Raw genomic sequence first — 20,603 nt, forward strand, 5'->3', positions numbered from 1 at the left:
TCCACCATGCACGAACTCGCATTCCCTCTCCTCGTCGGCCTCGTCCTCCTCGCGCTGGCGTTCGACTTCCTCAACGGCCTGCACGATGCCGCGAACAGCATCGCGACCGTCGTCGCGACGCGGCTGCTGCGGCCGGTGCAGGCAGTCCTGTTCGCCGCCTTCTTCAACTTCGCGGCCTATTTCCTGTCGATCATCTTTCCCGAACTGCACAAGGTTGCGGAGACGATCGGCAAGGGGATCATCGACAAGGACCTCGTGACCCCTGCGGTGGTGTTCGGCGCACTCGTAGGTGCGATGTTCTGGAATGTCGTGACTTGGCTGAAGGGCATTCCCTCCTCGTCGAGCCATGCGCTCGTCGGCGGGATCGTGGGCGCGGGGGTTGCGCACGCCGGGTTCGAGGGGATCGAATGGACGGGGCTCAACAAGACCGTCATCGCGATCTTCCTGTCGCCCTTGCTCGGCATGATGCTCGCGATGCTCGTGATGCTGCTCAGCAGCTGGGCGCTCCGCCGCGCGACGGCGAAATTTGCCGAAACGACCTTCCGCCGCCTCCATCTCCTGTCGTCGGCCGCCTATTCGATCAGCCACGGGCTGAATGATGCGCAAAAGACGATGGGGATCATCACCGTCCTCCTCTATTCGACCGGCTATCTCGGCGGCGAATTCCATATCCCGCACTGGGTCGCGTTCAGCTGCTATGTCGCCATCGCGCTTGGTACGCTGTCGGGCGGGTGGAAGATCATCGAGACGATGGGCGGCCGCATCACCAAGCTGTCGCATCACCAGGGCTTTGCGGCCTCGACGGGCGGCTCGATCATGGTCTTCACTGCCAGCCTGCTCGGCATCCCGGTGTCGACGACGCACACGATCACGGGCAGCATTATCGGCGCGGGTGTCGCCCGCCGCGCGAGCGCGGTACGCTGGGGCGTCGCGGGCAATGTCGTTGCAGCGTGGTTCATCACCATCCCGGCGAGCGCGGTCGTCGCGGCGGCTTTCTACGGGATTACGCGCCTGTTCTGATCATTTCGCCGGCCGATAGTCGACGCTCGCTCCGCCGACCAATCGCACGGGGAGATAGAGGCCGTTGCCATAGGCCTTGATCTCGCCCGTTTCGAAACTGTCGACACGGGTGCGGATCACGAAGGCGCCCTCGCGCCGCTGGTCGACCGCGCGGCGTATCTTGCCTTGCAGTTCGTCCAGATCCTTCGTGAAATTCTGCGTCAGCGCGTCGGCGATTAGCGGGGCGAATCCTTCGCTGCGGCCTAGCAGGATGAGCAAATCACCGCCCACGCCGTCGGTATCGCCATTGATGATGAGGTCGGTGAAATGGACTTCGGCCGATCCGGGCTTGTTCGCAGGGATTGCGGTCATCCAGATGCGGCCGTGCGTGGGTTCGCCCGATCGCATTTCCAGCTTCGCATCGACGTCGACCCCGATCGCGATCCGGCCGCCCTCGGCGCCATAAATGGTCGATTTGCCGAAGGTCACCATCATTGGACCGAGTTTCGGCAATACAAACGGCCGCTTCGACCGTTTGACAAGCGCACGATCGACGACGGGCTGAAGCTGCGCATAATCGGCGATCACCGGCACGCGGACGTCGAGATGCGGTTTGGGGATTTCCCGGACGAGGCGCGGCAACGGGGTCGGCGCGGGATCGGTCGGGCGCCCCGAAACGAAGGTTTCGGTGACTGCCTCCAGCCCGAGGTTCAGGTTCATCCGCTGGCCGTCGATCCGATAGCCGCCATAGAGGATACGCTGCGGCGTGACGCGCATCCATACGGGCGGGTTTTCGCGATTGAGTTCGAGCGAGGTAAAGCTTTGCCGCCAGACATCGGCGGCCTGCTTTCGTATGTCGAGTTTCGCGATCTCGCGCGTCACCTCACGCTCGACGCCCGCGATCATGGGTTTCAGCTTCGCATCGGCCTCGTCGGTGAAGGTGATCCGTTTGCCGAGGAAGTCGATCCCCGGCGCGTTGGTCCAGCCGTAGGTGATGCGCGCCTTCCCTCGCGTGTGCCAGTCGGGCGTGAGTTCGATGCGGATGCGGGCGTGCGCCATTGCGGCGCCGGTCGCGGTTTCGCCTTTCAGCACCCCGCCGACGTCGCGCGCGGCGATCCGAGCGTTCAGCGGGACATCGACGACGATTTCGGCGCCTTCGCCGCGCAGCCGCAGCGGCCCGCGCGTGACCTGTCCGACGATCGTGCAGGCAATCGGCGGCGTGACCTTGACCTTCTTGCCGAAGACTTTGACCTGCTGCGGCTTCACGCACGCGCGCTCGTGGCGGTTGATTGTCCACAGCGTTTTCGGAACCGCGCGTTCGAGCGCCTGCTTGAGCGAGGCGGTGTTGGCGTTGATCGGAACCGCGATCAGCGATTTCTGCGTCGGCGAAGGCGCTTCGTCGGTCGCGCGCGGCGGCGGTTCGACGTCGGTCTGGCGGTCGCAGGCGGCGAGCGACCCCGTCAATAGCAGTGCAGCAAATGCCTTGGCGCGCATGGTACAGCCCCTGTTCGATGTCTTTTACCTAACATCGAACAGTAAATACCGTTCCAATATTATGCCTTAGCTCGCAACCACCCCGAACAGGTCATGCTCGTCGGCGTCCTCGATCGCGACATCGACGATATCGCCGGCTTTGAGGTTCGCCGCGACGTCGCGAAGGTAGACATGGCCGTCGATTTCGGGCGCGTCGGCCTGTGAACGACCGGTCGCACCGATGCTGCCGTCCTCGTCCGCTTCGCCGACCTCGTCGATGATGACGGGGAGCGTACGGCCGATCTTGGCCTCCAGCTTCGCTGCGCTGATCGCGGCGGTCTTGTCCATGATGCGCTGGTAGCGCTCTTCCTTGACCTCTTCGGGCACCGGATTGTCGAGCGCATTCGCCTGCGCGCCCGCGACGGGTTCGAAGCGGAAGGCGCCGACGCGGTCGAGCTGTGCTTCGTCGAGCCAGTCGAGCAGATACTGGAAATCCTCTTCGGTCTCGCCGGGGAAGCCGACGACGAAGCTCGAGCGGATCGAGATGTCGGGGGCGATAGCGCGCCAGCTCTTCAGCCGTTCGAGCACCTTCGCTTCATTCGCGGGACGCTTCATGCGCTTGAGGACGCTCGGGCTCGCGTGCTGGAAGGGAATGTCGAGGTAAGGCGTCAGCAGGCCTTCGGCCATCAGCGGGATCACCGCATCGACGTGCGGATAGGGGTAGACATAGTGGAGGCGGGTCCACGGGGCGCGGCCTTCGCTGGTGCGGAGTTGGCCGAGTTCGCGCGCGAGGTCGGTCATATGCGCGCGCACCTCGCGGCCGTGCCACTGGCGCGGGTCGTGCCGGATATCGACGCCGTACGCCGAGGTGTCCTGGCTGATCACCAGCAGTTCCTTGGTGCCCGCGGCAACAAGCTTTTCAGCCTCGCGCAGCACTGCGTCGATGCGGCGGCTGACGAGTTTACCACGCAGATCGGGGATGATGCAGAAGGAGCAGCTGTGGTTGCAACCCTCGGAAATCTTGAGATAGCTGTAGTGGCGCGGCGTCAGCTTCAGCCCGCCCTCGGGAACGAGGTCGATGAACGGACCCTGCGTCGGCGGCGCGGCGTCGTGGACGGCGTCGACGACCTGTTCGTACTGATGCGCACCGGTGACTGCGAGCACGTTGGGGAAGCGCGCGCGGATGACTTCGGCCTCGTTGCCCATGCAGCCGGTGACGATCACGCGGCCGTTCTCGGCCATCGCCTCGCCGATCGCCTCGAGGCTTTCTTCCTTCGCCGAGTCGAGGAAGCCGCAGGTGTTGACGAGCACGACATCGGCGCCCGCATAGTCGGGCGACAGGCCATAGCCGTCGGCACGAAGCTTGGTCAGAATCCGTTCGCTATCGACGAGCGCCTTGGGGCAGCCGAGCGAGACCATGCCGACCTTCGGCTGGGTGGGGAGCGTTTTGACTGTCATGATTGGCGGCGCCCATAGTCGATTTCGCGGCGCTTGTCACGCGCGGCGCGTGCGGGCATGGAGCGCGCGGTTCGGACGAAAGGACAAAGGTGATGGCGATCGGGGCGTTTGCAGCGGTTTCGGCGGCGATGGCGGTGGCGGCGGGCGCGTTCGGGGCGCATGGCGCGTCGGGGCCGCAAGAGGCCGAATGGCTTCGCACCGGCGGGCTGTACCAGCTTGTTCATGCGGTCGCGGCTTTCGCCATCATGGGCTCGGCCCGCGGGCCGGCGATCATGCTGCTGGCCGGCGCAGCGCTGTTCGCGGTTACCCTCTATGCGATGGCGCTCGGGGGGCCGCGCTGGCTGGGCGCAGTGACGCCGATCGGCGGCATGCTATTGATCGTCGGCTGGCTGTGGGCCGGCTGGCTCTACTGGCGCGGCTAGTCGGCTTCGCACGCCTCGCACTGGATAACCTCGACGATCATGTCGCCGGGTTCGAGCTTGTTCGTTTCGGCCTCCCAAAAGCCGTAGGGCTTGCCGCCGCGATAGATACGCAGTCCGCGCCCGCCGCTGGCCAGCCGGTCGAGGCTGCTGCCGATTTCCTCGCCGCTGACCGGACGCTCGCGTAGCTGCACCTTGCCGCCGACCGCGGCGAGATCGGCCATGTAGTCGGCGACATGCGCGCCTTGCGCCGACCCCGCGAGCAGCAGGCCGGTGAAGCTGACCGGGTTAATGACATTGCTGGCGCCGGCTTGCCGTGCGAGCAACTCATTGTCCTTTGCACGGATGACGACGCTGATCGGGACGTGCGGAGCGAGGTGGCGGACGGTGAGTACCATGAGGATAGAGGTATCGTCGCGGCCCGCCGAGACCAGCACCGATTGCGCCTCGGCAATGCGGACGTCGACCAGCGTATCGTCGTTCGACGCATCGCCTTCGAGAACGTTACAACCCGCCGCCTCAGCGGCGTTGATACGGTTCCGTGCCTGATCGATCACGACGATGCACGAGGGGTCGGTGCCCCGCGCTATCAGCTCCTTGACCGCCTCGCTGCCGCTGATGCCATAGCCGAGCACGACGATATGGTTGGTGAGCTTTGCCTGGATACGGGCCATACGCCATTTTTCCCATGTGCGCTTGAGGACGAAATTATAGGCGGTGCCGACAAAGATGAAGAGCACCATGATGCGGATCGGGGTGACGATTACCGCCTCGATCAATCGCGAGCGGTCGGACACCGGCGCGATGTCGCCAAAGCCGGTCGTGGTGACCGAGATCATCGTGAAATAGACGACGTCGAGGAAGCTGATGTGGCCGTCGTGGCTGTCCTTCAGCCCCGCGCGGTCGATCCAGTGAACGAGCACGACGATCGCGATCAGGAAGAAGGCGACGCTGAGCCGCGTGATGACGTCGGCCCAGATCGGCCATTTGCTCGCGCGCTTCAGCAGGTGGAAGCCGCTCTGGATATGGAGCTTGGGGTTCGGCCGCTTGCTCATCGCGGCCCTTGTGCCAAAGCCGCGCGCGGAACGCTAGCCGCCATAGGCGCCGCGTAGCGCGGCGAGCGAGGCGTCGTGGGTCAGGTCGAGCTGGAGCGGGGTGACCGAGATATAATTGTCGTCGATCGCCTCGAGGTCGCTGTCGTGCGCGAGGCTGTGTTCGATGCCGTGGAGGCCGAACCAGTAATAGCGGTAACCGCGCGGGTCGGTGCCCTCGACGATCGAGCCGCGGCCATAATCGTGGAAGCCCTGGCGGGTGACGCGGATGCCGCGGACTTCGGCCGCGGGGATCGCGGGGAAGTTGATGTTGATCAGCGTGCGCGGCGCCATCTCCATGTCGAGCAGCGGGCGCAGTACCTTGGCGCCCCAGACTTCGGCCGCCTCGAACGGTACGCTGTCGCCCATGCCTTCCTTGGCGTAAACTTGGCTCAGTGCGATCGCGGGGATGCCGGCCAACGCGCCCTCGATCGCCGCCGAGACGGTGCCCGAATAGGTGATGTCGTCGCCGAGGTTGGCGCCGCGGTTGACGCCCGACAGGATCAGGTCGGGTTTTTCGGGCATCAGCTTGCCGATCGCCATCATCACCGAATCGGTCGGCGTGCCGCTGCACGACCAGCGCCGTTCCTCGTGCTGGCGGATACGTACCGGGCGCGACAGGGTGAGTGAGTGGCCGGCGCCCGACTGCTCCTCGGCGGGCGCACAGACCCAGATATCGTCCGAAAGCTGGCGCGCGATCGCTTCGAGCACCGCCATGCCGGGTGCGTGATAGCCGTCGTCGTTGGTGAGGAGGATGCGCATCAGGCGATCGGCTCCAGTTTCGTGATCCCGCCCATATAGGGCAGAAGCACCGCGGGAATATCTACGCTGCCGTCGGCCTGCTGGTAATTTTCGAGGATCGCGACGAGCGTGCGCCCGACCGCAAGGCCCGAGCCGTTGAGCGTGTGGACGAACTCGTTGCCCTTCACATCCTCGCGGCGGAAGCGGGTGTTCATGCGTCGCGCCTGGAAATCGCCGCAGTTCGAACAGCTCGAAATCTCGCGATAGGCATTTTGTCCCGGCAGCCAGACTTCGAGGTCATAGGTCTTGCGCGCCGCAAAGCCCATGTCGCCGCTGCACAGCAGCATCTTGCGATACGGCAGTTCGAGCGCTTCGAGGATTGTTTCGGCCGCGCGCGTCTTTCTTTCGAGCTCCGCGTCGCTGTCTTCGGGGCGGACGATCGAGACGAGCTCGACCTTCCAGAACTGGTGCTGGCGGATATAGCCACGCGTGTCGCGCCCCGCCGACCCGGCTTCGGAGCGGAAGCAGGGAGTGAGCGCGGTCATGCGGATCGGGAGGTCTGCCTCGGGCAGGATTTCCTCGCGCACCGCGTTGGTCAGGCTCATCTCGGAGGTCGAGATCAGCCAGCGGCCGTCGGTGGTCTGGAACAAATCCTCGCGGAATTTCGGGAGCTGCGTCGTTCCGTAAGCCGCCTCGTCGCGCACCATCAGCGGCGTCGCGCACTCGGTATAGCCCGCGTCGATCGTCTGCCTGTCGATCATGAACTGGCCGAGTGCACGTTCGAGCCGCGCCATCTGTCCCTTCAGGAAGGCGAAGCGCGCGCCCGACATCTTGGCCGCGGTCTCGAAATCGAGGCCGAGCGCGGGGGCGAAGTCGGCATGTTCCTGCGGCGCGAAGTCGAAGCTGCGCGGCGTGCCCCAGCGTGAAATTTCGACATTGCCCTCTTCATCCTCGCCCTCCGGAACATCGGTGGCAGGGATATTCGGTAGCGCGGAAAGCAGGTCTTGCAGCGCGGCAAGCTGTTCGCGTTCGGCGTCTTCCTTGGCGGGAAGCGCGGTCTTGAGCTCGGCGACCTCGGCCTTCAGCGCCTCGGCCTTGTCCTTGTCGCCCTGCGCCATTGCCTGGCCGATCAGCTTCGATGCCTCGTTGCGGCGCGCGAGCGACCCCTGGATCTCGGTCTGCAATGCGCGCAGCGACGCATCGGCCGCCACGATCCGGGCGGACAGGGGGTCGAGGCCGCGGCGCGCGAGGCCGGCGTCGAACGCTTCGGGATTTTCCCGGATCAGGCGGATATCGTGCATGGCGGCGCTATGGCGTTGCCGCCCGCGCCGCGCAAGTCCGTCGTGCCGCTTTGGCCATTGCGACAGAGTCCGGTTGGCGCGCTCGGCGTGTCCTTCCGGCGTAAAAAAGGGCCGCCCCGAAAGGCGGCCCTTAGTTCGGTGGTCCGGGTTAGCCCCCCAAACCGCCAGTGGATCTCTGTTAGGCCGCGTTGGCGTCGTCGTCGTTGCGGTTCGCCGCGCGGCGGCGCGCGACGAGCGCGGCTGCTGCTGCGCCGAACAATAGCATCATCGGCGGTGCCGGAACAGGGGTCGGATCGCCCGATGAGCTGCTCGTGCTGCCGCCCGAGCTCGATGACGACGACGAACTCGACGACGAGCTGCTCGACGAGGATGAGGAGCTGGAGCTGCCGGTCGAACCGAAGCTGCTGGTGCTACCGGTCGCGCCCGACGAGGTACCGCCACTCGAAGAGCTGCTCGACGAAGACGAGGAACTCGACGACGAGGACGAACTGCTCGAACTGCCGCCGCGCGACGAGCCACCCCAGCCCGAACTGCCCTTCGACGAGCTGCCCCATCCCGAGCTGCCCTTCGATGAGCTGCCGCCCGACGACGACGAGCTCGACGAAGACGAGGACGACGAGGAGCTCGACGACGAGCTGCTGCTCGACGACGAACTGGTGGTCGAGGTCGTGGTGCTCACATTGCCCGAGCTGGTCGAGGTCGTCGACACATTGCCCGACGAGGTCGTGCTGACGTTGCCCGAACTGGTACTGGTGGTCGAGACGTTGCCCGACGACGTCGATGTCGTGGTCGTGGTCGTCGTCGTGCTGCCGCTCGACGACGGCGGCGGCGGATCCGGGGGTTCGGGGTCGCCGCTCGAGGTGGGCGGGGCGGGCGGGAAGCCGTCGCTGCTGCCGCCGCTCGTCGTCGTGGTGGTCGTGATCACGACACCGCCGCTACCGCCGCCGCTGCTGCTGCCGCCAAAGAAGCCGCCAAAAAAGCCGCCGCCGAAACCGCCGCCAAAGCCGCCGCCGACGACGGTCACGCCGCCGCCGCTGCTGCCGCCCTGAAAACCCGTCTGCGGGAAAGGTGCGTAGGGGATCGGGGGCAGGGGGATCGTCTGCGTGACGACCTGCTGCTGCGGGGTCGCAGTGCGAATCACGCGCTTCGTCGTGACGACGCGGCGCACGCGCTTGACCGGCTTGCGCGCCGCATGGCGCTTGCGCACGACCTTCTTGCCGACGCAGGGCTTGCACGATTGGACTGTCTGCGCGCGCGCCTTCGGAACGTCGGCGATCTGCATCGCGCCGCTACCGATGATTGCGCCGCCGCAGGTGCAGGCGCAAAGCTTGGCAAGGGCCATTCGGATAGACATAGGTTTCTCTTTCTTTCCCGTTGCAGGTGCAAAGCGCCACCGACCGACACCCGATTTCACCTTCGCTATAACCGAAAAGGCCAAAGCTTTGTGAACGCGGCAATTGCGTTAACCGCGTTTGCCTGTCCGAGAGCGGGAAATGGGACGCGGAATCAACAAAAATCACAGTATCTGTCCCAAAACAGAACGGATTCTGCAACAATTCTATGCGATTGGTTAACCTTCGGACCTAAATCGCCGCACCGCGAGGCGCGTCGCCCGATCGCGATCGGGTTGCAGAATCGCGCTTGCGGTCGCGCCGGTTCATCCCCGCTTCACGGGTCGTCGTTATCCGCTGCTTCGGCGCTTGTATCGTCGCGAGCGGCTGGTTATAGGCGCGCCTCTCCCCGCACCGCATGGCGGTTCGCGGGGTGACAGGAAAGGACGCGAGAGCCCCTCATGCCGACCAAGATTGCCGACGTTGGCGCTGACGCGCTTCGCGAAGCCAAATCCAATCTCGATTCGGATTACGTCCCCAGCGACGACGAAGAGTTTATGAACGAGCGGCAGCAGGATTATTTCCGCGGTCTGCTCCTCGCCTGGAAAAAATCGATCCTCTCCGAATCTGAATCGACGCTGGCGCATCTTCAGGACGGCCCGCTGCGCGAACCCGACCTCGCCGACCGCGCGTCGAGTGAAACCGACTGGGCCATCGAACTTCGCACCCGCGATCGCCAGCGCAAGTTGATCGCCAAGATCGATTCGGCGATCCGCCGCATCGACGAGGGCGAATATGGCTATTGCGCGGTGACCGGTGAGCCGATTTCGCTCGCACGCCTGCAGGCGCGCCCGATCGCGACGATGACGCTGGAAGCGCAGGAGCGTCATGAGCGCAACGAACGGATTTCGCGCGAAGATTGATCGTGTGGCGCCGCGGCGCCCTATTTACGATTCCGCAACGACCGGGTCCTAGATTCGCCGCCTCAATGACTTGAGGAATGGGGCGCAAATGGATTCGCAACGACCGGCATCGGTGGACGAGGAAGTCGCGGCACTGTCACGCGGTGCCGATCGCGACAGCCTGTTCCTGCAGGCCAGCCTGATCCTGCCCGGCGCGAACCCGGTCACGGTGCGCGTGCGCAACCTGTCGCCCGGCGGGATGCTTGCCGAAGCGAGCGTAAATGTCGCACAGGGCGAAGCGGTCCAAATCGACCTGCGCAATGTCGGCCCGGTTGCAGGCCGCGTTATCTGGGCGGGCGAGGGCAAGTTCGGGATCGCGTTCGACCGTCCGGTCGATCCGCAGGCCGTTCGCCGTCAGGTGGTTTCGCCTTCCGATTTGCCGCCGCATCTGCGGCGCACGGGCCTCGAAAAAGGCCCCTTCTATCGCCGGCGCTGATGCGTCCTTGAACAGGGTGGCATCAGCGGGGCGATAGCGCTGGCGATCAGGCGATCGCGAGCATCTCTTCCTTGAGTTTCAGTTTCTGCTTTTTGAGCTGGGCAAGCACACCGGTATCGGGGGCGGGGCGACGCTCTTCATTCGCAATTTTCACATCGAGGTCCGCGTGGCGGGACTTCAGGGTGGAAAGGTGCGACGTGCTCATTGGCATTCTCCTTTTCGACTCGATGGGCAGGACGAAGTAAATCATGAAACGGCCGCAATGTCGTGGCGATTCGGCCAAGCGGTCCCCGTTGCGGACCAGTGGTGAACGTGGCAGGGAGGCCGTGTGAACCCGGAGGAAATTACCCAGCGCCTGGAACTGCTTCGCGTCGAGCACCGCGATCTCGACGCGGCGATCATCGCGCTTGGCACGGCGGCGGTTCCCGACCAGCTGCAGCTCGCGCGGCTCAAAAAGCGCAAGCTGCGCCTGCGCGACGAGATTGCCTGGTGCGAGGACCAGCTGCTCCCTGACATCATCGCCTGACGCGACCAAGTCGGCCGCACCGGCCCGCTTCCCCTCGCTATGCGCCTGAATCAAAACGGGACGACCAGACCCGCAGATTTCATGGTTACTGCCATTGCCGAGCTGGCCCGGGACATGGCATCCCCGTCTTCATGGTCGGTGGGCGAACAAACATGGCGGCAATCGACATCCCCGTGCAGCGGGCACAGGTCGAAAATCTCTATGTCGAGGCAATGCTGCTCGCCGACGAGGCGCACGCAGCCTTTGCCGCGCAGCGCGATCTCGGCGCGCTTGCCGGCGATGCGCTGTCGCAGATCGGCCTCGCGTGCGAATCGCTGAAGACGACGACGCGGCTGATGCACATCATCGCCTGGCTGCTCCACCGCCGCGCGATGTTCGCGGGCGACCCCGGCGCGGGGCCGAACGACAGCGCGGCGCGGATCGGTGCACCGGTTGCCGCTGACTGGGATGTATGCGCGGGTTTCGAAGAGTCGGTTCGCCGTATCGTCGCCGCCAGCGAACGCTTGTTCGAACGCATCGCGAAGATCGAAGCGGGGTGGGAAGCGCCCGCCGTCACCCCCGTGCAGCAGCTTCTCGCGCGGCTGGAGGCACGGCTGTAATCGCTCGGCCGGCCTGCGGACCGGTCAGTCCGTCACCAGTCCCCGGGCGCCGAGCCAGCTTGCAAGTACGGCCAGATATTCAGGTGAGTCGGCCTGCTCGGTCCCGTCATATTTCGGGTCGAGCGCAACCTTTTCGTCGGCCGATATCTGCATCGCGTGATCGGCGCCCGTAACGACATGGACCTTCAGCCTGGGCATCCGCGCGGCCACGGTTTTCAGGCGCTCGACCGAACTGGTGACGGGAACGACCGCGTCGTTCGTACCGTAGAGGACGAGCATCGGTACGGTGACCGCCGTGAGGTTGGTCAGCGGATCATTCTCGATCTCCTTACGCCATCCCGAAACCTCCCGGTCGCGCACCGTCTCGCCCATATAGAGATATTTGAACCAGGGCTTGGTCTTGGCGCCGTCGATCATCCGCTGGGCCGCGTCCTTGCCCGCCGTGCCTCGCATATAGTCGTCGACCGCCTTCCGCGTTGCGACCATCTGGTCGATATCGGCCTGCGAATAGCCATTGGCCCGCAGATGATTGGTCGATGAGAAGATCATCTGGACGTCGGCGGTGACGACGGGCGCGGATACCGAAATCACGAACGCGATATCGGCGCTGCGCGACGCGGCGAGCGGCGAAATCCATCCACCCTGGCTCAATCCCCATGTGCCGATGCGCTTGGGGTCGATGCGGCGATCCGCCTTCAGGCTTTGGACCGCGGCGATCGCGTCGTCGGCGAGGATCGTGAAATTTCCCCCCGCGTCTTTTGTCCCCGACCGTCCCGAGCCGCGCCGGTCATAGGTGAAAACGGCAATCCCCAACGCGGGCAGCACCGTTTTCAGATGATCGTAGAGCGACGCGCTGCCGAGCGGCGAGGATGCGCTGTGCGTGACCACGATCGCGGCCACCGGCTTGCTGCTGCGCGGCAGGTAAAGCGTTCCCGAAAGCTCGGCGCCGCCACTGGTGAACCGGCGCTCCTCGGCCATGACGACGGTTGTTGCTGGAGCGCTCCACGGCACGTCGGGCGCGGTCGGCGCCGCCGAAGCCTGCTGCGATGAGCAAAGAAATGCGGCGATTGCGTAAAGGGCGATGGGGGGGCGCATCGATCGATCTCCGGTTGGGCGAACGGGCGTCATTGTGGTTGAGAACCCAGCCATTCGACCCACGCGCCATGGGCATGGGCGCGGCCCAGCATCCGCGGCGCATCGCCGTCCGGCCAGTAACGCACGACCAGCTCGTGATGGTGCACGGTGCGATTGGCTTCGAGCGCGATCCATGCGAGCGGTTTTTCGGCAGTCGCGCGCGCGCCCGCGGCTTCCATCGCTGCGGTGACCCGCGCCTGCTGGTCGGCGGGGACATATTGCCAGACGATCGAGTGCATCAGCACCCGCGTCGTCCCATCCGCCTGCGGCCGCGCAAGTTCGGCCTCGACGAAATCGGCGGCGTTGGCGCGGATAAGTTGCGGCGGTTCCTCGGTCGCCGCGGCGATCGCCGCTTCCATGCGCGCAAAGCGGATATGATGTTCGGGCCAGATATAGGCTTTCAGCCGCAGCGCCTGCGCCGGGTCGGTCAGGTCGACGGGCGCGACGTCGCACCCCTTCAACCCGGTAAAGCCAATATCGTGTATGGGTGGATGGTCACCGCGCCATTCGGGCGCGAAGGCCATCGCGCCCGGCTGCGGGCCGACATGCACGCCGCCAAGGTCATAATGATAGCGGTCGATCATCAGGTTGATCCCCGCGCTCGAACCGATCTCGAGGCAATCGAAATGCGGCGGCAGACCCTGGTCGGCGAGCCAGAGCATCGCCGCGATGAAGTTCGATGAGCGCCCCGCCTCGTTGGTCTGCGGCGGCCCGTCGAGCCAAGGGAGGAGCGCCGCCTCGTGGCGATGGACAGCACCCGCAACGATCGCGGTGTCGTTGATATCCTCGGCGTCGGCATAGATCGGCGCAAGTTCGTCGGCGGCGCCCGACAGGTGCAGCGCATGGATGCCGCCGGCGGCGCGCAGCGGCAGCGCATCGGCGAGCGGGGGCCCTGCCCATGCGGCGATGCGGCGCGCAAATTCGCTTGCGGGCTTGTCGAGCAGCGTGGCGAGTGCGGCGACGACGCGCGCGGTGACCCGCGCATCATTATGGCGGCAATAGGCGACCTGATTGGCAAAGGCGGTGCGAACGGCCTTTGGACCCGTTTCGGCCATGTCGACGAACTCGTAGCGCTCGCTCATTGCCCTTTTTCCTCTCGCCGCTTATGGGCGCGCAAGCTTATGCCCGAACCGATCATCTTTGCCATCCCGAAAGGGCGCATCCTCGACGAGGCGCTGCCCTTGCTTGCGCGCGTCGGGATAGAGCCGTCCGACGAGTTTTTCGACAAGAAAAGCAGGGCGTTAGTTTTTGGGACAAATCAGCCGCATATCTCGCTGATCCGCGTCCGCGCCTTCGACGTCGCGACCTTTGTCGCGCATGGCGCGGCGCAGCTCGGCATCGTCGGTTCGGACGTCGTCGACGAGTTCGATTATTCGGAGCTTTATGCGCCCGTCGACCTCGGTATCGGCCATTGCCGCCTGTCGCTCGCGGGGCCGGAGGGCAGCGCGCCACCGGGACTCGGCGAAAGCCACATTCGCGTCGCAACCAAATATCCCGGAACCACGCGCCGCTGGTTCGAGGCGCAGGGTATCCAGGCCGAGTGCATCAAGCTCAACGGCGCGATGGAGATTGCGCCGAAGCTCGGGCTCGCCTCGCACATCGTCGACCTTGTCTCGACGGGGCGCACGCTCGTCGAAAATGCGCTCGCCGAGCAGACCATCATCAGCGAGGTGTCGGCGCGGCTGATCGTCAACCGCGCCGCGTTCAAGCTGCGCTCGGCCGAGGTGCCGGCGCTCGTGGAAAAATTCCGGCAGGCGGTGGGCGATGCGGCGGCTTGATGCTTCCGAACCCGGCTTTGCGGCCGAGTTCGACGCGCTGGTCAATGATCGGCGCGAGAGCGCGTCCGACGTATCGGCCGACGTCGCGGCGATCATCGCGCGGGTGAAGGCCGAGGGCGACGCCGCGCTCGCCGACTATACCGCGAAGTTCGACCGCTTCGATTTGGACGCGAGCGGCTGGAGCATTTCGAAGGAAGAATGCGCGGCGGCCTATGAAGCGCTGGCGCCCGATCTGCGCGATGCGCTGAACCTCGCCGCCGATCGTATCCGAGCCTATCATGCGGCGCAGCTTCCCGAGAACCGCGATTATCGCGACGCCACCGGCGCGCGGCTTGGGGCGCGTTGGAGCGCGGTCGATGCGGCGGGCGTGTATGTGCCGGGCGGGCGCGCAGCCTATCCTTCGTCCGTGCTGATGAACATCCTTCCCGCGAAGGTCGCGGGGGTCGAGCGCATCGTGATGATGACCCCGACGCCGGGGGGTGAGACCAACCCGGTCGTGATGGCCGCGGCGCATATCGGTGGGGTCGACGAAATCTGGCGCGTCGGCGGCGCGCAGGCGGTCGCGGCGCTGGCCTATGGTACGGACAGGATCGCACCGGTCGATGTCGTCACCGGTCCGGGCAATGCGTGGGTCGCCGAAGCGAAGCGCCAGCTTTACGGTGTCGTCGGCATCGACATGGTGGCGGGGCCGAGCGAGATCGTCGTCGTCGCCGATGCGCAGAACGAACCGCACGTCATCGCCGCAGACCTCCTGAGCCAGGCCGAACATGACCCGACCAGCCAGTCGATCCTGTTCACCGACGACGGCGATTTCGCCGATGCGGTTGCCGCCGCGGTGGCGCATGTCATCCCGACGCTGAGCACCGCGCCGACGATGCAGGCGAGCTGGGCCGACAATGGCGCAGTGATCGTCGTGCCGACGCTGGCCACCGCGATCCCCTTGTGCGACCGGCTCGCGCCCGAACATCTCGAACTCGCCGTCGATCCGGCCGAAGCCGACGCGCTGTTCGCCAAGGTGCGCCACGCGGGTTCGGTTTTCCTCGGCCGCCAGACGCCTGAAGCCATAGGCGATTATGTCGCGGGTCCGAACCACGTCCTCCCCACCGGGCGCCGCGCGCGCTTTTCGAGCGGGCTGTCGGTCACCGACTTCATGAAGCGCACCAGCTTCCTTGCACTCGATGAAGCGAGCCTTGCCGCCATCGGTCCGGCGGCGGTAGCGCTCGCCGGCGCCGAGGGGCTTCCCGCGCACGCGCTCAGCGTCCAGAACCGTCTAAAGTAGAAACGTCATGAACAAACGCACCCAGTCCCGCTCCGCCGCCCGCCTCGCCGCCGTCCAGGCGCTTTATCAGCACGAGATGGAGGCGACGCCCGTCGCCAAGCTGATCCACGAATTCCATCAGCACCGTATCGGCGCGACGATCGAGGATGCGGAATATGCCGACGCCGACACCGCCTTCTTCGACGACATTGTAAAGGGCACGCTCGCGCGCGCGGAAGAGATCGACGCGGCGATCGTCGCGCGGCTCGCGAGCGGCTGGTCGATGGACCGGCTCGACCGCACGATGAAGGCGATCCTGCGCGCCGGTTCTTACGAACTGATGGCGCGCAGTGACGTGCCCATTGGCGCGGTGGTCAGCGAATATGTCGATGTCGCCAAGGCGTTTTTCGATGCGCGCGAGGCCGGGTTCGCGAATGGCCTGCTCGACGCGATCGGCAAGGACGTGCGGAAGTAGGTCCAACCGTTGCGCAAATGCGCTCTGGCCCCCCACCATTATAGGGGCGCCCGGTTCGGTATCTTTTATACCGTAACGGTATTCGCTACGATTTGCGTATGAGCGAAGCCGATTTCATCGCCCGTCTGCGCAGCATTGCGACCGACCCCGCCGCGCGCGGGCTTGCCGACGATGCGGCGGAGTGGGAGGGGCTGGTCCTTACCCACGACATGATCGTCGAGGGCATTCATTTCCTTCCCGATGACACGCCGCAGGATGTCGCGTGGAAACTCGTCGCGGTGAACCTGTCCGACCTCGCGGCGAAGGGAGCGGCGCCGGTCGGCGTACTCGTCGGCTACAGCCTCGGCGACGAACAATGGGACGCCGCCTTTGCCGAGGGACTCGACCTTGTGCTGCGGCGGTTCGGCGTCATCCTGCTCGGCGGCGATACGGTGCGTGCGCCCGCGGGGGCGCCGCGCAGCTTCGGGCTGACCGCGATCGGCCGCGCGCCACCGGGCGGGGCGCCGACGCGTAGCGGCGCACGGCCGGGCGACCAGCTATGGGTCACGGGCACGATCGGCAATGCGGGGCTGGGTCTTGCGATGCGATTGGGACAGGTCGATCCGAACGAGACCTGCCTTTCCGCCTACAAGCGGCCGCAGCCGCAGCTGACCTTTGGCCAGGCGGTCGCGCCGCATGTCCATGCGATGATGGATGTATCCGACGGCCTGCTGATCGACGCGCAGCGCATGGCGGAGGCCAGCGGGTGCGAGCTGGGCATCATGCTGGAGGCGATCCCGCTGTCGGCGGCGTTGCTCGCGGTGCGCCCCGACGTGCTCGACACGCGGCTCGCGGCGGCGACTGCGGGCGACGATTACCAACTGCTGTTCGCCGCCGATCCGGGCAAAGCCGGGGCGATCCGCGAGATTGCGACTGGGCTGAATATCGCCGTCACCCCGCTCGGACATGCCGGTGTGGGCGAGGGGATCATGTTGACGCATCGCGCGCAGCGGATCGCGCTGCCAGCCAGTCTCGGCTTCATGCACTGATCGCAGATTTGCGGCGGTGGCGTTTTCTCCGCCGATCCGACGGAGGCGGCGCGGCAGAAAATTCTCTTTATATTCTGCTGGATGGCAGGCACAGATGCGGCGATGATCGACCGAATGATCCGGCGCTATGTTCCCCGAACGATGGTGGTGATCTGCCTTGCCGTACTTGCCGGTCTGGCTAGTCCCGCGCGGGCGGAGCCGGGGCCGCCGGTAGAGCCCGCACGCACGCAGACGGTCGATCCGGACGAAGCGCCGCCCGCAGCGTCCGACGAAGATGATGCGTCCGACGATCGCGCGGTTGCCGCTGCCGATTGCGAGGCGGGCAATGCGGAAGCCTGTACCCGGCTCGCCTATTTCCATCACGAAGGCGATGGCGTTCCCCGCGACGATGCGCTTGCCACGCCGTATTTCGCGCGCGCTTGCCAGCTGGGCGATATGACCGGGTGCGCCATGACCGGCTATGCCTATAGCCGGGGGAGCGGCGTTATCCTCTCGCACGAACGCGCGGCTGCCTATTATGCCTTTGCCTGCCACGGCGGCGAGGCAACGTCCTGCTCGAACCTCGGTCTTGCCCATATCGGCGGCGAGGGCGTTCCCAAGGATTCCAAACGCGCCGCCATGTTGTTCCGGCAGGCTTGCGATATGGGCGATGTCTCGGGATGCTCGAACCTCGGCGCATCCTATTCGCTCGGAAAGGGGCGCGCGCCGAGCCAGCGCCGCGCTGCCAAACTGTTCGAGCGGTCCTGCAAAGCCGGAGACGAACATGCCTGTTACAATCTGGGTGTCCTGCACCGCGACGGACTTGGCATGCCGCGCGACTATAAAAGGGCGATTGCGCTGTTCGAGCAAAGTTGCCGGGCCGATGACAAGTCGGCGTGCGGCAATCTTGCGCTGATGGTGAACGACGGGCGTGGCGCCCGCCGCGATCGCGGCCGGGCGCTGGAATTGTTCGACCGGGCCTGCACGATGGGGGAGCCCGAAAGCTGCTTTTCGCTGGCACGCGCCTATCAGACCGGCAAGGGCATCGACCGCGATATCGCGCGCGCCGTCGAACTGCTCGAGCGCACCCTCGAACTTGATCCCGACACCGAATCCGCCGACGAGGCGCGAAAGGCGCTGGAGGCGGCGCGCGGCACGGACACCGGAACCGGCGCGGCCGGCGCTGCGCTGAAATCACGGAAAAGTGCCGAATAACCGGGGTTGCCCTTGGCTTTCTTTCTTCCCATAACTCGGCGTCCAAATTTGGGGCGGTCGCATCAGGGGAGAGAGCGAACCGGCATCAATAAGTCGGACGTGCTCGACTGCTATCTTCTGCGTCGCCCTTCTCATGGGGAAGGAAGCAACACGCATGAATCCGGTTTTGATCGCGATAGCGTGCGGCCTGGTGGCCGTACTCTATGGATTTATTACCTCGCGGCAGGTGCTCAGCGCATCGGCGGGTAACGAAAAGATGCAGGAAATTGCCGCCGCCATCCAGGAAGGCGCCAAGGCCTATCTCGGCCGCCAATATCGCACCATTGCCATCGTCGGCGTCGTCGTCGCCATTCTTGTCGGCCTGTTCCTCGGCCCGATCTCGGCGACGGGCTTCGTCATCGGCGCTGTCCTGTCGGGCGTCGCCGGATTCGTCGGCATGAACATCTCTGTGAAAGCCAACGTCCGCACCGCGGCGGCGGCGCAGACCGGGCTGCAGTCGGGCCTGACCATGGCGTTTCGCGCCGGCGCGATCACCGGCATGCTGGTGGCGGGCCTCGCTTTGCTCGCGATCTCGGTCTTCTTCTGGTACCTTGTCGGACCCGGCGGCTACACCGTCGGCGGTGAGGACCGCACGGTCGTCGATGCGCTTGTCGCGCTCGCCTTCGGCGCCTCGCTGATCTCGATCTTCGCGCGCCTTGGCGGCGGTATCTTCACCAAGGCCGCCGACGTGGGCGCCGACCTTGTCGGTAAGGTTGAGGCCGGAATCCCCGAGGACGATCCGCGCAACCCCGCGGTTATCGCCGATAACGTCGGTGATAATGTCGGCGATTGCGCCGGCATGGCCGCCGACCTGTTCGAAACCTATGTCGTCACCGTCGGTGCCACGATGGTGCTGATCGCGCTGCTGCTCAAGGGCGCGGGCGACCAGCTCGTGCCGCTGATGACGCTGCCGCTGCTGATGGGCGGCGTGTGCATCGTCACCTCGATCATCGGCACCTATTTCGTGCGCCTCGGCTCGTCGAAGAATGTCATGGGCGCGATGTACAAGGGCTTCCTCGTCACCGCGGTCCTCTCGATCCCGGCGATCTGGTTCTCGACCCAATATGCGCTCGGCGACATGAGCACGAATATCACCGGTACCGAGTTCAACGGCGAAGACCTGTTCTTCTGCTCGCTGCTCGGCCTCGTCATCACCGGGCTGATCATCTGGATCACCGAATATTACACCGGTACCAACTATCGCCCGGTGCGCAGCATCGCCAAGGCATCGGAAACGGGCCATGGCACCAACGTGATCCAGGGCCTCGCCATCAGTCTTGAATCGACCGCACTGCCAACGCTCGTCATCTGCGTCGGCATCATCGTTGCCTACCAGACTGCCGGCATCATCGGCATCGCATTCGGCGCCACCGCGATGCTCGCGCTCGCGGGCATGGTCGTCGCGCTCGACGCTTATGGCCCGGTCACCGACAATGCCGGCGGCATTGCCGAAATGGCGGGTCTCGACGATTCGGTTCGTGAAAAGACCGACCTGCTCGACGCGGTGGGCAACACGACCAAGGCGGTGACCAAGGGCTATGCCATCGGTTCGGCGGGTCTCGCAGCGCTGGTGCTGTTCGGCACCTACACCGCCGACATTGCCGAATATTCGGCGAAGCTCGGTATCGACGCGCCGCTGACCTTCTCGCTGTCGTCGCCCTACGTCATCGTCGGGCTCCTGCTCGGCGCGCTCTTGCCGTACCTTTTCGGTGCGATGGGCATGACCGCCGTTGGCCGCGCGGCGGGCGAGGTGGTCAAGGATGTTCGCGACCAGTTCAAGAACAACCCGGGCATCATGACGCATGAATCGAAGCCCGATTACGCGCGCACGGTCGATCTGGTGACCAAGGCGGCGATCAAGGAAATGATCATTCCCTCGCTGCTGCCGGTGCTCGCGCCGATCGTCGTCTATTTCGTGATCCGCGGTGTCGCGGGTCCGGCTGCGGCGTTGGAGGCGCTCGGTGCGCTCCTGCTCGGCGTGATCGTCGGCGGGCTGTTCGTCGCCATCTCGATGACCTCGGGCGGCGGCGCATGGGACAATGCGAAGAAGTATATCGAAGACGGCAACCACGGCGGCAAGGGCAGCGAGGCTCACAAGGCCGCGGTGACCGGCGACACCGTCGGCGACCCGTACAAGGACACCGCGGGTCCGGCGGTCAACCCGATGATCAAGATCACCAACATCGTGGCGATCCTGCTCCTCGCGGCTCTGGCGCACGGCGCGGCTTAGGCCGCACCGCCTGCGGGCGAAAGAAAGCCCCGCCGGAACGATCCGGCGGGGCTTTTTCGTGTCCCGACGCCGTCCGTCGCGAACCTCGGATACGCGATATTGCTATCGCCCTGCCGCAGCCATAGGCTGTC

Annotated in this window: 22 protein-coding genes; 14 read left to right on the forward strand and 8 right to left on the reverse strand. The window is 65.4% G+C overall.

The genetic code is table 11. The features are described 5' to 3' along the window. Positions 1-6 precede the first annotated feature (6 nt). Positions 7-1,020 (forward strand): inorganic phosphate transporter, encoded by a 1,014-nt coding sequence (locus VGN62_RS15085; RefSeq protein ID WP_327455312.1) that lies wholly within the window; start codon positions 7-9, stop codon positions 1,018-1,020. Here the strand turns inward: VGN62_RS15085 and VGN62_RS15090 are convergent, their stop codons facing one another. Both VGN62_RS15090 and rimO read right to left on the reverse strand, forming a co-directional pair. Continuing rightward, positions 1,021-2,493 carry a DUF4403 family protein gene (locus VGN62_RS15090; protein ID WP_327455313.1) on the reverse strand — a complete coding sequence of 491 codons (1,473 nt, stop codon included), beginning with the start codon at positions 2,491-2,493 and terminating at the stop codon, positions 1,021-1,023. Positions 2,494-2,559: 66 nt separating this feature from the next. Beyond that, entirely contained in the window at positions 2,560-3,930 is a 1,371-nt protein-coding gene (gene rimO, locus VGN62_RS15095; RefSeq protein WP_327455315.1) for a 30S ribosomal protein S12 methylthiotransferase RimO, read from the reverse strand. Positions 3,931-4,022: 92 nt separating this feature from the next. On the opposite strand from rimO, the gene VGN62_RS15100 reads away from it, so the two are divergent. Then, entirely contained in the window at positions 4,023-4,352 is a 330-nt protein-coding gene (locus tag VGN62_RS15100; RefSeq protein WP_327455317.1) for a DUF423 domain-containing protein, read from the forward strand. Here VGN62_RS15100 and VGN62_RS15105 read toward each other — a convergent pair. From VGN62_RS15105 to serS, 3 genes are read right to left on the reverse strand one after another with little or no spacing between them, the layout of a single operon-like run. Then, positions 4,349-5,404 (reverse strand): potassium channel family protein, encoded by a 1,056-nt coding sequence (locus tag VGN62_RS15105; protein ID WP_327455319.1) that lies wholly within the window; start codon positions 5,402-5,404, stop codon positions 4,349-4,351. The two genes, VGN62_RS15100 and VGN62_RS15105, sit on opposite strands and share 4 nt — an antisense overlap. Positions 5,405-5,437: 33 nt before the next feature. After that, entirely contained in the window at positions 5,438-6,202 is a 765-nt protein-coding gene (gene surE, locus VGN62_RS15110) for a 5'/3'-nucleotidase SurE (RefSeq protein ID WP_327455321.1), read from the reverse strand. Then, positions 6,202-7,482, reverse strand: coding sequence for a serine--tRNA ligase (gene serS, locus VGN62_RS15115; protein ID WP_327455323.1), 1,281 nt, complete (start codon positions 7,480-7,482; stop codon positions 6,202-6,204). The genes surE and serS overlap by 1 nt, the downstream gene beginning before the upstream one ends. Positions 7,483-7,685: 203 nt before the next feature. On the opposite strand from serS, the gene VGN62_RS15120 reads away from it, so the two are divergent. The 4 genes from VGN62_RS15120 to VGN62_RS15135 all read left to right on the forward strand — a co-directional run bounded on the left by VGN62_RS15120 (position 7,686) and on the right by VGN62_RS15135 (position 10,211). Beyond that, positions 7,686-8,531 (forward strand): hypothetical protein, encoded by an 846-nt coding sequence (locus tag VGN62_RS15120; RefSeq protein WP_327455325.1) that lies wholly within the window; start codon positions 7,686-7,688, stop codon positions 8,529-8,531. Between the two features lie 123 nt (positions 8,532-8,654). Beyond that, a complete protein-coding gene (locus VGN62_RS15125) occupies positions 8,655-8,930 on the forward strand; it encodes a hypothetical protein (RefSeq protein ID WP_327455327.1) in 276 nt (91 codons plus the stop codon). 344 nt (positions 8,931-9,274) lie between these two features. After that, positions 9,275-9,736, forward strand: coding sequence for an RNA polymerase-binding protein DksA (gene dksA, locus VGN62_RS15130; RefSeq protein WP_039572520.1), 462 nt, complete (start codon positions 9,275-9,277; stop codon positions 9,734-9,736). Positions 9,737-9,824: 88 nt separating this feature from the next. Beyond that, positions 9,825-10,211: a PilZ domain-containing protein gene (locus VGN62_RS15135; protein WP_327455330.1), complete on the forward strand. Its 387-nt coding sequence runs from the start codon at positions 9,825-9,827 to the stop codon at positions 10,209-10,211. Between the two features lie 46 nt (positions 10,212-10,257). On the opposite strand, the gene VGN62_RS15140 is transcribed toward VGN62_RS15135, so the two are convergent. Then, positions 10,258-10,416, reverse strand: coding sequence for a DUF465 domain-containing protein (locus VGN62_RS15140; RefSeq protein ID WP_083435846.1), 159 nt, complete (start codon positions 10,414-10,416; stop codon positions 10,258-10,260). A gap of 123 nt (positions 10,417-10,539) precedes the next feature. Here VGN62_RS15140 and VGN62_RS15145 point away from each other — a divergent pair, with 123 nt between their 5' ends. Further along, positions 10,540-10,737, forward strand: coding sequence for a YdcH family protein (locus VGN62_RS15145; RefSeq protein WP_327455334.1), 198 nt, complete (start codon positions 10,540-10,542; stop codon positions 10,735-10,737). 152 nt (positions 10,738-10,889) lie between these two features. Next, positions 10,890-11,336: a DUF1465 family protein gene (locus VGN62_RS15150; RefSeq protein WP_327455336.1), complete on the forward strand. Its 447-nt coding sequence runs from the start codon at positions 10,890-10,892 to the stop codon at positions 11,334-11,336. A gap of 24 nt (positions 11,337-11,360) precedes the next feature. On the opposite strand, the gene VGN62_RS15155 is transcribed toward VGN62_RS15150, so the two are convergent. Next, positions 11,361-12,431: an alpha/beta hydrolase family protein gene (locus tag VGN62_RS15155; protein WP_327455338.1), complete on the reverse strand. Its 1,071-nt coding sequence runs from the start codon at positions 12,429-12,431 to the stop codon at positions 11,361-11,363. Positions 12,432-12,460: 29 nt separating this feature from the next. After that, the gene (locus VGN62_RS15160) at positions 12,461-13,552 is read right to left on the reverse strand and encodes a DUF2332 domain-containing protein (RefSeq protein WP_327455340.1); all 1,092 of its coding nucleotides are present in this window, start codon (positions 13,550-13,552) and stop codon (positions 12,461-12,463) included. Positions 13,553-13,591: 39 nt separating this feature from the next. Between VGN62_RS15160 and hisG the strand changes: the two genes are divergently transcribed. The 6 genes from hisG (at position 13,592) to VGN62_RS15190 (ending at position 20,472) form a co-directional block, all read left to right on the forward strand. Continuing rightward, entirely contained in the window at positions 13,592-14,248 is a 657-nt protein-coding gene (hisG, locus tag VGN62_RS15165) for an ATP phosphoribosyltransferase (RefSeq protein WP_327455342.1), read from the forward strand. Beyond that, a complete protein-coding gene (hisD, locus tag VGN62_RS15170) occupies positions 14,235-15,527 on the forward strand; it encodes a histidinol dehydrogenase (RefSeq protein ID WP_327455344.1) in 1,293 nt (430 codons plus the stop codon). The genes hisG and hisD overlap by 14 nt, the downstream gene beginning before the upstream one ends. Positions 15,528-15,534: 7 nt before the next feature. Then, positions 15,535-15,981 (forward strand): transcription antitermination factor NusB, encoded by a 447-nt coding sequence (gene nusB, locus VGN62_RS15175; protein ID WP_327455346.1) that lies wholly within the window; start codon positions 15,535-15,537, stop codon positions 15,979-15,981. 98 nt (positions 15,982-16,079) lie between these two features. After that, positions 16,080-17,009, forward strand: coding sequence for a thiamine-phosphate kinase (gene thiL, locus VGN62_RS15180; protein WP_327455348.1), 930 nt, complete (start codon positions 16,080-16,082; stop codon positions 17,007-17,009). A gap of 102 nt (positions 17,010-17,111) precedes the next feature. Beyond that, complete coding sequence (locus tag VGN62_RS15185; protein WP_327455350.1) at positions 17,112-18,203, forward strand: SEL1-like repeat protein; 1,092 nt, start codon at positions 17,112-17,114, stop codon at positions 18,201-18,203. 154 nt (positions 18,204-18,357) lie between these two features. Beyond that, complete coding sequence (locus VGN62_RS15190; RefSeq protein WP_327455352.1) at positions 18,358-20,472, forward strand: sodium-translocating pyrophosphatase; 2,115 nt, start codon at positions 18,358-18,360, stop codon at positions 20,470-20,472. The last annotated feature ends 131 nt before the right edge of the window (positions 20,473-20,603 follow it).

Source organism: Sphingopyxis sp., assembly GCF_035998905.1.
Classification (GTDB): Bacteria; Pseudomonadota; Alphaproteobacteria; order Sphingomonadales; family Sphingomonadaceae; genus Sphingopyxis.